Annotated in this window: 11 protein-coding genes and 1 pseudogene; 10 read left to right on the top strand and 2 right to left on the bottom strand. The window is 64.0% G+C overall.

Going from position 1 to position 12,786, the window contains the following annotated elements:
* Positions 1-1,197, bottom strand: a complete 1,197-nt coding sequence (locus tag ACI766_RS17520) for a benzoate/H(+) symporter BenE family transporter (protein WP_087823702.1) — start codon at positions 1,195-1,197, stop codon at positions 1-3.
* 230 nt (positions 1,198-1,427) lie between these two features.
* Between ACI766_RS17520 and ACI766_RS17515 the strand changes: the two genes are divergently transcribed.
* On the top strand, positions 1,428-2,063 hold the full coding sequence (locus ACI766_RS17515) for a hypothetical protein (RefSeq protein WP_003097821.1): 636 nt from the start codon (positions 1,428-1,430) through the stop codon (positions 2,061-2,063).
* A 50-nt stretch (positions 2,064-2,113) separates the two neighbouring features.
* Here the strand turns inward: ACI766_RS17515 and ACI766_RS17510 are convergent, their stop codons facing one another.
* Entirely contained in the window at positions 2,114-2,590 is a 477-nt protein-coding gene (locus ACI766_RS17510) for a MarR family winged helix-turn-helix transcriptional regulator (RefSeq protein WP_003097819.1), read from the bottom strand.
* 81 nt (positions 2,591-2,671) lie between these two features.
* Between ACI766_RS17510 and ACI766_RS17505 the strand changes: the two genes are divergently transcribed.
* From ACI766_RS17505 to tssG, 9 genes and pseudogenes are all read left to right on the top strand, one after another.
* Positions 2,672-3,838 (top strand): PLP-dependent aminotransferase family protein, encoded by a 1,167-nt coding sequence (locus tag ACI766_RS17505; protein WP_023087593.1) that lies wholly within the window; start codon positions 2,672-2,674, stop codon positions 3,836-3,838.
* A 55-nt stretch (positions 3,839-3,893) separates the two neighbouring features.
* On the top strand, positions 3,894-4,496 hold the full coding sequence (locus ACI766_RS17500) for a glutathione S-transferase family protein (protein ID WP_003097816.1): 603 nt from the start codon (positions 3,894-3,896) through the stop codon (positions 4,494-4,496).
* Positions 4,497-5,668: 1,172 nt separating this feature from the next.
* Entirely contained in the window at positions 5,669-7,225 is a 1,557-nt protein-coding gene (tssA, locus tag ACI766_RS17495; protein WP_003097814.1) for a type VI secretion system protein TssA, read from the top strand.
* Between the two features lie 35 nt (positions 7,226-7,260).
* Positions 7,261-7,767 (top strand): type VI secretion system contractile sheath small subunit, encoded by a 507-nt coding sequence (tssB, locus tag ACI766_RS17490; RefSeq protein ID WP_003114607.1) that lies wholly within the window; start codon positions 7,261-7,263, stop codon positions 7,765-7,767.
* A gap of 27 nt (positions 7,768-7,794) precedes the next feature.
* Positions 7,795-9,270 (top strand): type VI secretion system contractile sheath large subunit, encoded by a 1,476-nt coding sequence (tssC, locus tag ACI766_RS17485; RefSeq protein WP_058354429.1) that lies wholly within the window; start codon positions 7,795-7,797, stop codon positions 9,268-9,270.
* 12 nt (positions 9,271-9,282) lie between these two features.
* Entirely contained in the window at positions 9,283-9,690 is a 408-nt protein-coding gene (gene tssE / locus ACI766_RS17480; protein ID WP_003110444.1) for a type VI secretion system baseplate subunit TssE, read from the top strand.
* Positions 9,691-9,700: 10 nt separating this feature from the next.
* Positions 9,701-9,862: pseudogene (locus ACI766_RS17475) on the top strand (PAAR domain-containing protein); the annotation flags it as partial.
* 159 nt (positions 9,863-10,021) lie between these two features.
* Positions 10,022-11,809 carry a type VI secretion system baseplate subunit TssF gene (gene tssF / locus ACI766_RS17470; protein ID WP_003087605.1) on the top strand — a complete coding sequence of 596 codons (1,788 nt, stop codon included), beginning with the start codon at positions 10,022-10,024 and terminating at the stop codon, positions 11,807-11,809.
* Complete coding sequence (gene tssG, locus ACI766_RS17465) at positions 11,773-12,780, top strand: type VI secretion system baseplate subunit TssG (protein ID WP_003110442.1); 1,008 nt, start codon at positions 11,773-11,775, stop codon at positions 12,778-12,780. Before tssF ends, tssG begins: the two co-directional genes overlap by 37 nt.
* Positions 12,781-12,786 lie beyond the last annotated feature (6 nt).

Raw genomic sequence — 12,786 nt, 5'->3', positions numbered from 1 at the left:
TCAGCCGCGCCGCCAGTTGAGCACGAACTGAGTCAGCAGGCCGGCCACCAGGCCCCAGAACGCCGAGCCGATGGACAGCAGGGTGAAGCCGGAGGCGGTGACCATGAAGGTCACCAGCGCGGCCTCGCGCTGGCGCTCGTCGGCCATCGAGTTGGCCAGGCCGTTCATGATCGAGCCGAGCAGGGCGATGGCGGCGATGGACAGTACCAGTGCCTTGGGGAACGCCGCGAACAACGCTGCCAGGGTGGCGCCGAAGGTTCCTGCGACGCAGTTGAAGAAGCCGCACCAGAGCGCCGCGGTATAGCGCTTGTGCGGGTCCTCGTGGGCCGAGGGACCGGTGCAGATCGCCGCGCTGATCGCCGCCAGGTTGATCCCGTGGGAGCCGAACGGTGCCAGCAGGATCGAGGCGATGCCGGTACTCGAGATCAGCGGCGAGGCCGGCACCTGGTAGCCGTCGGCGCGCAGCACGGCGATGCCGGGCATGTTCTGCGAAGCCATGGCGACGATGAACAGCGGGATGCCGATGCTGATGGTGGCGGCCAGGGAGAAGCTCGGCGTGGTCCACTCCGGTACCGCCAGTTCCAGGCGGAACCTGCTGAAGTCCAGTTGGCCCAGTATCCCGGCCAGCAGCACCCCCACCAGTAGCGCAGCGAACACCGCATAGCGCGGCGAGAAGCGTTTGCACAGCAGATAGCTGAAGAACATCGCCAGCACCAGCAGGGTCTGTTGCTCGGCGGCGTTGCAGATCTCGATGCCGATGCGGAACAGCACCCCGGCCAGCAGCGCCGAGGCCAGCGAGGAGGGAACCTGGCGCATCAGGCGTTCGAAGCTGCCGGTGACGCCGCACAGGGTGATCAGGAGGGCGCAGACGATGAAGGCGCCGATCGCCTCGCTGTACGGCACTCCGGGCAGGCTGCTGATCAGCAGCGCCGCGCCGGGGGTGGACCAGGCGATCACGATCGGCACCCGGTAGCGCAGGGTCAGGCCGATGGTCGCCAGGCCCATGCCGATCGACAGGGCCCAGATCCACGAGGAAATCTGCGCGCTGCTGAGACCGGCGTTCTGCCCGGCCTGGAACATCAGTACCAGCGAGCTGGTGTAGCCGGTGAGCATGGCGACGAAGCCGGCCACCACGGCGGCGGGAGAGGAGTCGGCGAACGGACGCAGACGAGGCTGGGGCTGGTTGGTTTCGGTCATGCCGGGTACTTCCATGGAGTGTGCGGGACGACCGGGCACGGCGGTGGGCGGAGCCACGGGGCAGGTTGCGCGAGGCGCGGAGTGCCGATCATCTTTTTCTGTTTTGCGCAGCCTAAACAGCCGGCCAGGGGCTGTCCCGGTACAGCCGCGGACATAGTTGGCCATACAGTCGCAGCTGCCGGAAGCTGGCGCAGCTGGTAACTTCCCGGCATTTGCCGAGGAGCTTCGTCATGGATGCAAACCCCTACGCCACGCCGCGTGTCGAATTGGTCGAGCAGGGCATACCGGATGCTTTCCGCCGGCGCTGGACGCCCGCGCAACTGCGCATCCTCGCCTGGCTCTGCCTGGCCTCGATAGCCGGCGGCGTGGTGCTGATGGTGCTCAGCCTGCTGGAGGCATTCGGCGACGGCGCCGCGTTCAGGGTCTACGCCGACTGGCTGGGCCTGCTCCTCAGCCTGCTCGGCGCCTACCTGCTGCTGCGGCTCAAGCACCTGGTCGAGTCGCGCTTTCGCGGCCCCTCGCTGGCCTGGCCGGTATGGTTGTCGATTCTCCTGACCCTGCTGGGCGAGGGCTGGAGCCTGCTGGCGGTTACCGACGATGCGCTGCAGGGCTGGAACTGGCAGGCGCTGGTGTACTTCGCGCTGCTTGCGCTGATCGGAGCTACCACCCTCTGGCTGGGCCTGCGTCTGCTCAAGCAGGAAAATCTCTATCCGTCGCTGCGGATCATGGCCTGGCTGGACATCGCCGGCGGCGCGATGCTGGCTTCGGTGCTGTTGCTGGTGCTGGCGGTACTGCCGCTGCTGGCCGCCACCGTGGCCATGGCGCTGGCCTGCTGGCGCGCGGCGCGGGAGTTGGAGCGGAGCTAGCGGGCAGCCGGTCGGCTTGTCGAGCGTCCATGCGCCAGGCCCATGGGGCGTCAGTCGGCGGCCTCCGTCGCCGCTTCGCCGCGGCTGCCTGCATGCGCCCGAGCCAGGGTGCGATTGACCGCCAGCCAGCCGGAGACCGCTTCGCCGCCGGCTTCCTCGAAGCAGCGTTGGAGCAGCCGCGACTGCTCGCGACGCAGCGCCTTTTCCAACCGCACGCCCTCGGCGGTGAGGCCGAGGAGGCGTTTGCGCTTGTCGTCGTCGGCGGTGGCGCTGCCGATCAGGTTCATCTCCAGCAACTGGCGCAGCGGGATGTTCAGCGCCTGCTTGGTCACGCCGAGCAGGGCCAGCAGTTCCTTCACGCTGAGGCCCGGATAGCGGGCGATGAAGAACAGCACGCGGTGGTGCACACGTCCCAGGCCGCGGCGGGCGAGCATCTCGTCAGGCTTGGTGGTGAAGGCCTGGTACGCGAAGAAGAAGGCTTCCATCATGGCCTGCTGCTGGACGGCGTGGTTTTTCAGGTCAGGCATATTGACGCTTCCGGGTGCGGCATCGTAGTTTCGGTCAAGCAGTTTGACTCATTTTTCCCCGCCTACGCTACCGGTGATCCCATGGCCTTCTCTGAACGCATCTCCCGCCTGAAAAGCTCCTTGATCCGCGAAATCCTTGCCGCGGCGCAGCGTCCGGAGGTGATGTCGTTCGCCGGCGGGCTGCCGGCCGAGCCGATGCTGCCGAAGGTGCAGTGGGAGCAGATGCCGGCCTCCATAGGCCAGTACGGCATGAGCGAAGGCGAGCCTGCCCTGCGCGAAGCCATCGCCGCCGAAGCGCGTGCCCTCGGCGTCCCCTGCGAGGCGAGCCAGGTGCTGATCGTCAGCGGTTCGCAGCAGACCCTCGACCTGGCCAGCAAGCTGTTCATCGATCCGGGCACCGAGGTGCTGCTCGAGGCGCCGACCTACCTCGCCGCGCTACAGGCCTTCCAATTGTTCGGCGCCGATTGCGTGACCGTGCCGCTGGGTGCCGAGGGCCCCGACCTGGTTGCCCTGCGGCAGCGCCTGGAGCGACACAAGCCGGCCTTCGCCTACCTGATCCCGACTTTCCAGAATCCGTCCGGCGTGCGCTACAGCGAGGAACGCCGCGACACGGTGGCGGCGCTGCTAGACGAATTCGGCGTGACCCTGATCGAAGACGAACCCTATCGCGAACTGGTGTTCGACGAGGGCCGCGCAACCCCGCTGGTCAGCCGCCTGCGCAAGTCCAGCTGGATCTATACCGGCACGGTGTCGAAGACCCTGCTGCCGGGCCTGCGCGTCGGTTTCCTGATCGCCACCCCGGACCTGTTCCCCCACCTGCTGCGGCTGAAACAGTCGGCCGACCTGCATACCAACCGGGTAGGGCAGTGGCAGGCGCTGCAATGGTTCGGCAGCGAGGCCTACCGCCAGCACCTGGCCGAACTGCGCGAGTTCTACCGGGTCCGCCGCGACGCCATGCAGGAGGCGCTGCTGGAGCACTTCGGTGAGCTGGCCGAATGGAATATCCCGGAGGGCGGGCTGTTCTTCTGGCTGACCCTCAGGCAGCCGCTGGATACCCGCACCCTGCTCCAGCCGGCGCTGGCCGCCGATGTCGCATTCATGCCCGGCGAACCTTTCTTCGCCGAGCCGGAGCAGAACCTCGGGCGTCTGCGGCTGAACTTCAGCCACGTCGCCCCGGAGCGCCTGCACGAAGGCCTGCGGCGCCTGGCCAAGGTCGTCCGCGACGCCCAGGCCGCCGAAGCGGCCTGAACCCTCATCGGCGCTCCTTCCGGGGCGCCGGCCATCCGATCCGAGGAGCGACACGATGTACAAGGTCTACGGTGATTACCGTTCGGGCAACTGCTACAAGATCAAGCTGGCCATGTCGCTGCTCGGCATCGACTACCAGTGGGTACCGGTGGACATTCTCAAGGGCGAGACCCAGACCCCGGAGTTCCTGGCGAAGAACCCCAACGGCAAGATACCGGTGCTGGAGCTGGAGGACGGCAGTTGCCTGTGGGAGTCCAACGCCATCCTCAACTTCCTCGCCGACGGCAGCGCCCTGTTGCCCAGCGAACCGCGCCTGCGCACCCAGGTGCTGCAATGGCAATTCTTCGAGCAATACAGCCATGAGCCCTATGTGGCCGTGGCGCGCTTCATCAAGCTCTACCTCGGCCTCCCGGAAGCCCGCCGCGCCGAGTTCGAAGAGAAGAAGATCGGCGGCTACAAGGCCCTCGACGTCATGGAGAAACAGCTGTCGCGCACGCCATTCCTGGTCGGCGAACAGTTCTCCATCGCCGATATCACCCTCTACGCCTACACCCATGTCGCCCATGAAGGCGGCTTCGACCTGACGGCCTACCCGGCGATCCGCGCGTGGATCAAGCGAGTGGGGGAGGTGCCGGGGTATGTGGGGATGCTGGATTGAGGGGAGCTTCGATCAGCGGTTGGCGAGGCAGTGATTTCTGTCATGAGCGGGAGTTTCGGGTAGAGCGAAATTTTTATGCATCGGGCTGGATGCGCGTTTTTCCTGATTATTCGTAGCTCGCTTTCCTGGCGCTGCTGTTGGTACCCGGCGCTGCGCTGGTGGCGGGTCAGTTACTGGCCGTTGAGGTCGATGCCCAGGAGGGCATCGACCGACTGGCCGCGCTAGCCGACCCGACTACTGTCGGGCAGCTTTCTCGCCAGTAGGCGCACAGCACTGTCGAGCGGGTAAGCGGTGCGCAATTCTCTGTCGTCGCCGTACGCGGCCTACCGCATAAGTTGGTCATCGAGGGCTTGGCGATAGGCGCTGCGGCGGTCATCGAATCCTGCTTTCCTGACTGCTCGGGTCGCTATCGATTTCCGCCCAGCCGGTGCGGTACGGGCGTGTCCAGGGTAAACGCAGCGGTGCGTCCCGCCTGCAGTCGGTCACGGCGCAACTTCCTCGCCGGTGGCCATGGGACCGCCCATCTCGATTAATTTCTCTAACAATTCCCGTGCCAGTCTTTTCGTGGCTCTTTTAATCAATCTCATTCAATGGCTTATTGTTATCCATGTCTCATTCTGAAAAGAAATATAACAAGTGAATTGAGCAAGAAGTTGCGCAGTGCTGTGCAACTTTTTGCGCAGTAGTGTTCAGGCCAGTATTTTCAAGGGCTGTGGACTGTTATTGGGGATGTTTCTTGGTTTTCATTGTGCAACTTCTTGCACAATCGCTATTACGCTCTAAATCAGCTGTTGGTCCGCTTGGAAGGCCTATGTTTCGAGGCTCTCCGGAGAAATCCATACTGCCTGCCTTATTTTTTATAAATTGTTAACTACCTGTTTTGGTAGGGTTTTCCAAATGGCCATCAATGTCGTTATGATGGCTATAGCCAAGCCGTAAAGGGCATGGACGCAGACGCCTGACGTTTGGCTGAAAATCTTTCATTGATTCGTATCAATGAATAGGAAAATTCCCAAAGAGGGAATGTCCTGTTGCTTGCCAGTTTTTATGTTGTTTTCATGGAAAAGGCAAAGAGCTCTTCAGACTATTGGGATTTTCGCTCGGTTTTTATGCCAACTAGTTGAATTGTTAAGATATTCATTGGCGCACATGGTGTGCATTGAAGGGTTAGGATGACCTATTCGAGCAAGCTCTCCTCGCATTATCTGGAACTCGCGGAACAGCCGATTTCAAAGGATGTCTTTGCGGGTGAGGATGTGCGTTTTTCCAGCGAATACGAGGCGCTGGAAAATGAGCTGGGCAAGGCGCTCTCGCTCCATGAGAACGGCCAGACCGACTGGTTGAAAATCCTGGAAAACAGCGAAGCGCTGCTTCGTGCCCAATCCAAGGACCTGCGTGTTGCAGCCTGGTTGACCTGGGCCCTCTACCAACGGGAATCCTTTCCCGGTTTGCTGGCCGGACTGGGATTGCTGGAACGTCTGTGCAGCCGGCATTGGGTCGAGATCCATCCGCTCAAGGCGCGCACTCGCGCCGCGGCCATTGCCTGGCTGGTGCCCCGGCTGGAGCAGGCACTGAACGAAAACGTACCGATCAAGGAGCAACTCCCCCTGTTCCGGCGTCTCGCCGAGCACCTGGAAAAACTCGATACCGCGCTGACCGCGCAACTGGGCGACGACGCGCCCTTGTTGCTGCCGATCAGCCGACGCCTTTCGGGCATGCTCCAGCGCGCCGCCGACAACCAGCCCGAACCTGGCGTGGTCGGCGCCGTGGTGGCCCAGGTCAAGCAGGCGGCCAGCCAGTTGCTGGCGCCGGGTGCGCCCATCGACAACGAGCGCGACGCCCACAAGGCCATGCGCGCCCAGCAGGAGGCCGCACGCCCCCTGTGCGCCTGGTGGCTGAAGCAGAAAGCCACCGATCTGCGCGCGCTGCGCCTCAACCGAACGATGCTCTGGCTGCCCATCGAGTCCATGCCCGAGCGCAATGCCGAACAGGTCACCGCGCTAAGGGGAGTGCCGGCGGACAAGCTGAAAAGCTACCAGGAGCGTTTCGCCCAGGGCCTGTACGCCGATCTCCTGGTGGAGCTGGAGGCGAGCCTGGCACGGGCGCCGTTCTGGTTCGACGGCCAGCGCCTGGTCTGGGAGTGCCTGCAAGGGCTCAACGCCGAGCAGGCGATGCGGGAAGTCGAAATGCATTTCGCCTTGCTCCTGCAGCGTCTGCCGGGGCTGGTGGAGCTGCGTTTCCACGACGGCAGCGCATTCGCCGATGCGGCCACCCGCGGCTGGATCAGCGCCCATGTCATGCCCCATCTCCAGAACGACAGTGCGCCGCGCAAGGTCGAGACCGTGGCCCTGCAGGCCGAATGGGACGTCGCCCTGGACGAGGTCCAGCCGGTGTTGCGCAAGGACGGCCTGAAGGCGGCGGTACAGGTGTTGAAGCAGGGCATGAAGCGCGCCCACGGCGGACGCGCCCGGTTCTTCTGGCAACTGAGCCTCGCGCGACTGTGCTTCCTGGCGAAGAAGTACGAGCTGGCCAAGACCCAGCTGGAGAGCCTCGACCATCAGTTGCACGAATCGGGATTGCACGCCTGGGAGCCCGATCTGGCGCTGGATGTATTGCACCTGCTGCATAGCTGCTGCGAGCTGTTGCCGCAGAACCACGCCGTGCGAGAACGCAAGGAAGACATTTATCGCAGGCTGTGCCACCTCGATCTCGAGGTGGTGCTCGAATAGGGCTTCGCGCCCTCAATTCTCAAGGAGAAAAAGCCATGGCCAAAGAAGGCTCGGTAGCCCCAAAGGAACGCATCAACGTCACCTTCAAGCCCGCCACTGGCGGTGCCCAGGAAGAAATCGAACTGCCGTTGAAGCTACTGGCGATCGGCGATTACACCCAGCGCGCGGATGAGCGCAAGGTGGAGGACCGCAAGCCGATCGGCATCGACAAGATGACCTTCGACGAGGTCCTGGCCAAGCAGGAGCTGGGGCTGACGCTGAGCGTACCCAATCGTCTCCAGGAGGAGGGCGGCAGCGACGAGCTGGCGGTGGGGCTGCAGATCAACTCGATGAAGGACTTCAACCCGGCCAGCATCGTCGAGCAGGTGCCCGAGCTGAAGAAGCTGATGGAGTTGCGCGATGCGCTGGTGGCCCTCAAGGGCCCGCTGGGCAACGCCCCGGCGTTCCGCAAGGCCATCGAAAGCGTACTCGCCGACGACGAGTCCCGTAGCCGTGTGCTGGGCGAGCTGGGGCTGAGCGCCGCCCCCTCCCAGGACGCCTGAGCCACCCCTAGCCAAGGAAGCAGATACATGAGCACCAGTGCCGCACAGCAAGGCCGGAACCAGAACGGCGAATACAACATTCTCGACAGCATCATCGCCGAGACCCGCCTGAGCCCGGACGACGAGGCCTACGACATCGCCAAGCGCGGCGTCTCCGCCTTCATCGAGGAATTGCTCAAGCCGCAGAACGACGGCGAGCCGGTGAAGAAGGCGATGGTCGACCGGATGATCGCCGAGATCGATGCCAAGCTCAGCACGCAGATGGACGAGATCCTCCATCATCCCGATTTCCAGGCGCTGGAGTCGGCCTGGTGCGGCCTGCAACTGCTGGTCGACCGCACCAACTTCCGCGAGAACATCAAGATCGAGATTCTCAGCGTTTCCAAGCAGGACCTGCTGGACGATTTCGAGGACTCGCCCGAGGTGATGCAGTCCGGCCTGTACAAGCACATCTACACCGCCGAATACGGCCAGTTCGGTGGCCAGCCGGTCGGCGCCATCATCGCCAACTACTACATGTCGCCCAGTTCGCCCGACGTCAAGCTGATGCAATACGTCTCCAGCGTGGCCTGCATGGCCCATGCGCCGTTCGTGGCGGCCGCCGGTCCGAAGTTCTTCGGCCTGGAAAGCTTCACCGGCCTGCCGGACCTGAAGGACCTGAAGGATCATTTCGAAGGCCCGCAGTTCGCCAAGTGGCAGAGCTTCCGCCAGTCCGAGGATTCCCGCTACGTGGCGCTGACCGTACCGCGCTTCCTGCTGCGCACGCCCTACGATCCGGAAGAGAATCCGGTCAAGTCGTTCGCCTACAAGGAGACCGTGGCCAACAGCCACGAGCATTACCTGTGGGGCAACACCGCCTATGCCTTCGGCACCAAGCTGACCGACAGCTTCGCCAAGTATCGCTGGTGCCCGAACATCATCGGGCCGCAGAGCGGCGGTGCGGTGGAGGACCTGCCTTTGCACCACTTCGAGAGCATGGGCGAGATCGAGACCAAGATCCCCACCGAGGTGCTGGTGTCCGATCGCCGCGAGTACGAACTGGCCGAGGAAGGCTTCATTTCCCTGACCATGCGCAAGGGCAGCGACAACGCCGCGTTCTTCTCCGCCAGCTCGGTGCAGAAGCCGAAGTTCTTCGGCATCAGCGCCGAAGGCAAGGCCGCGGAGCTGAACTACAAGCTCGGCACCCAGTTGCCGTACATGATGATCGTCAATCGCCTGGCCCATTACCTGAAGGTCCTGCAACGCGAACAGCTGGGGTCGTGGAAGGAGCGTACCGACCTCGAGCTGGAGCTGAACAAGTGGATCCGCCAGTACGTCGCCGACCAGGAAAACCCCAGCGCCGAAGTGCGCGGCCGTCGCCCGCTGCGCGCTGCACAGATCATCGTCAGTGACGTCGAGGGCGAGCCGGGCTGGTACCGCGTCAGCCTGAACGTGCGCCCGCACTTCAAGTACATGGGGGCGGACTTCACCCTGTCGCTGGTCGGCAAGCTGGACAAAGAGTAAGCGGAGCTTTCCATGACCGGATACGGCAGCCTGTTCGAGCGCCTGAACGGCGACGCGGATAAGCGCGTCGGCTGGAGCCGCGAGGTTTCCGCCATGGCGTCGGTGGCTGCCCATCTGGGCAAGATGCTCAGCACCCGGGCGGGCAGCGTGCAGACGCTGTCCGACTACGGGTTGCCCGATCTCAACGACATGCGCCTGAGCCTGCACGACTCCCTGAGCCAGGCCCGCTCGGCCATCGAAGGTTTCATCGAGGCTTACGAACCGCGCTTGAGCGACGTGCGTGTCGTTTCCCTGCCACGCGACAACGACCAGCTCCGCCTGGCCTTCAGCATCGAAGGGTTGCTGGAGGTGGAAGGTTTCAAGCGCCAGGTGAGTTTTTCCGCATGCCTGGATGGCAGCGGCCAAGTGACGGTCAGCTAAGGAGGTTTCGATGTCCGGCAAACCCGCAGCCCGCGTTTCCGATCCAACCGCTTGTCCGCTCCCCGGGCACGGCAGCAATCCCATCGTCGTCGGTTCCGCCGACGTGTTCTTCGACGGCCTCGCGGCGGCCCGCCAGGGTGACGCCTCGGCCTGGCGCGCTTCGATGCCTGGTTCGTCCATGAGGTCTTCTGAGATGGGCGCGAATCGGGTCGATTACGGAAAGACAACGGACACCGTGGGTTTCCGATCTTCAGGCCAGAAATGTCATTGCGGTTTTGGCGGCAGCGGTCAGACGACTGCCATCAGTGAAACGATATCCAGCAGGTAGGCCGTGTCCTTCAATCATTACTACCAGAGCGAACTCACCGCACTGCGCCAGCTGGGGCGCCGTTTCGCCGAGCGTAGCCCGGCCCTGGCCCCGTTTCTCGGGCAGGTCGGACGCGATCCGGATGTCGAGCGCCTGCTCGAGGGCTTTGCCTTCCTGACCGGGCGGTTGCGGCAGAAGCTGGACGACGAGTTGCCGGAACTCAGCCACTCGATGATGCACCTGCTGTGGCCGAACTATATGCGCCCGCTGCCGGCTTTCAGCATTCTCCAGTTCGACCCCCTGACCCGCCCGGGCGGGGCGCTGCGCGTGGAGCGCGATACGCCGGTCGAGAGCCGGCCGGTGGGCGAGGTCGCCTGTCGCTTCCGTACCTGCTACGCCACCGAGGTCCTGCCGCTGGTGCTGGAGGCGCTCAACTATTCGGTGACCGGCGAAGGCGCGCTGCTCGGCCTGCGCCTGGCGATGAACTGCGACGGGCACCTCGGCGAGCTGGGCCTGAGTCGGCTGCGCCTGCACCTGGCCGGCGAGCGCTACATCAGCCAGATGCTCTACCTGTGCCTGCTGCGCAACCTGGAGAGCATCCAACTGATTCCGCTGGACGCCCATGGGCGCCCGCTGGATGGCGTGGCCGGCAAGCCGATGTCGTTCCGCCTGACGGGCGAGCGGGTGCAGCCGGTGGGTTTCGCCGAAGACGAGGCGTTGATTCCCTATCCGCTGAATACCTTCCGTGGCTATCGCTACCTGCAGGAGTACTTCGCGTTCCAGGACAAGTTCCTGTTCGTCGACGTGGATGGCCTGGACCTGCTCGGCGCGCTGCCCGAGGAAACCCTCAAGCAGGTCCGCGGCCTCGAGTTGCGCTTCGATATCCGCAAGAGCGGCATCCAGCGCCTGCACCCGACGCTGGAGAACGTCAAGCTGTACTGTACGCCGGTGGCCAACCTGTTCCGCCACGATGCGCTGCCGATCCGCCTCGACGGCAAGCAGGACGAGTACCTGCTGATGCCGGCCGAATACAGCCTGGAGGACTGCGGGGTGTTCTCGGTAGAAGGCGTCACTGGCTGGCGGCCGGGCGGGCTCGGCTACCAGGCTTACGTACCGTTCGAGTCCTTCGAGCACGATCCCAGCTTCGACGTTCCCGAAGCACGGCCCCACTACAGCGTCCGGCAACGGACCTCGTTGCTGCACGATGGCCTGGACACCTACCTGAGCTTCGGCATCCGCCATCCCGAGCAGATCGAGACGCTGTCGGTGGAACTGACCTGCACCAACCAGAACCTGCCCCAACGGCTGCGCCTGGGCGATATCTGCGTCGCCTGCGAAGGCACGCCGGAGTTCCTCGGTTTCCGCAATATCACCCCGGCGACGCCGAGCTACGCGCCGCCGCTGAACCGCGATTTCCTCTGGAAGCTGATCAGCAACATGTCGCTCAACTACCTGTCGCTGGCCAACGTCGACGCGCTCAAGGTGATCCTCGAAACCTACGACCTGCCGCGCTACTACGACCAGCATGCGGCGAAGGTCAGCAAGCGCCTGCTGGGCGGGCTCAAGGCGGTCCGCCACGAGCATGTCGACCGCCTGCATCGGGGCCTGCCGCTGCGCGGCTTGCGTACCGAGCTGACGATCGATCCGGAAGGCTACATCGGCGAGGGCGACCTGTTCGTGTTCGCTTCGGTTCTGAACGAATTTTTCGCGCTTTACGCCAGCATCAACTCCTACCACGAGTTGCGGGTGAGGAGCACACAGGGAGACGTGTACCAATGGAAACCGCGCATGGGTTTGCAGCCCCTGCTGTAAGCGCGCTGGCCCGGGGCATTCGCGAGTACTCGCTGTTCCAGGCGGTCCTGCTGGTCATGGATCGCCTGCGCGAGGAACATCCCGGCCTGGGAGACGAGGCGCTCTACGATCAGTTGGAATTCCAGGCCAATCCTAGCCTCGGCTTCCCGGGCAGCGATGTCGATCGGGTGGAGTTCTTCGAAGAGCGCGGCATGCTGCGGGCGCGGCTGCGTTTCAACCTGATCGGCTTGTTCGGTGCCAGTTCGCCGTTGCCGGCGTTCTACAGCGAGCAGGCCCTGGGCGACAGCGAGGAGGGCAATCCTACGCGGAACTTCCTCGATCTCTTCCATCACCGCCTGCATCGGCTGCTGTTGCCGATCTGGCGCAAGTACCGTTACCGGGTGAGCTTCCAGAGCGGCGCGAGCGATGCGTTCTCCGCTCAGTTGTTCGCCCTCGTCGGATTGGGCGGGGAAGAGATCCGCAAGGCCAGGGAACTGAACTGGAAACGCCTGCTGCCCTACCTGGGCCTGCTCAGCCTGCGGGCGCACTCGGCGGCCTTGATCGAGTCGGTGCTGCGCTACTACTTCAAGCATGCCGAACTGGTCGCCGAGCAGTGTATCGAACGGCGCGTCGCGATCCTCGAAGAGCAGCGCAACCGACTCGGCCTGTTCAACAGCCAGCTTGGCGAAGACGCGGTGCTGGGCGAACGGGTCCGCGACCGCAGCGGCAAGTTCCGCATTCATATCCGCCAGCTCGACTGGCAGCGCTTCCACGAGTTCCTGCCGATCGGTCCCGGCTACCAGCCGCTTTGCGCGCTGGTCCGCTTCACCCTGCGCGACCCGCTCGACTACGACATCCGGCTGGTCTTGCGCCACGAGGAAATCCGCGAGTTCCGCATCGGCGCGCAGAACGCCTGCCGCCTTGGCTGGACCAGTTGGCTGGGCCGGGAGCGCGCCGATGGCGTGGTGACGCTGGGCAGCAAGATTCATTAAGGATGG

The organism is Pseudomonas sp. DL, from assembly GCF_047199225.1.
Classification (GTDB): Bacteria; Pseudomonadota; Gammaproteobacteria; order Pseudomonadales; family Pseudomonadaceae; genus Pseudomonas; species Pseudomonas aeruginosa.
This window is presented reverse-complemented; position numbering and strand designations above follow the sequence as displayed.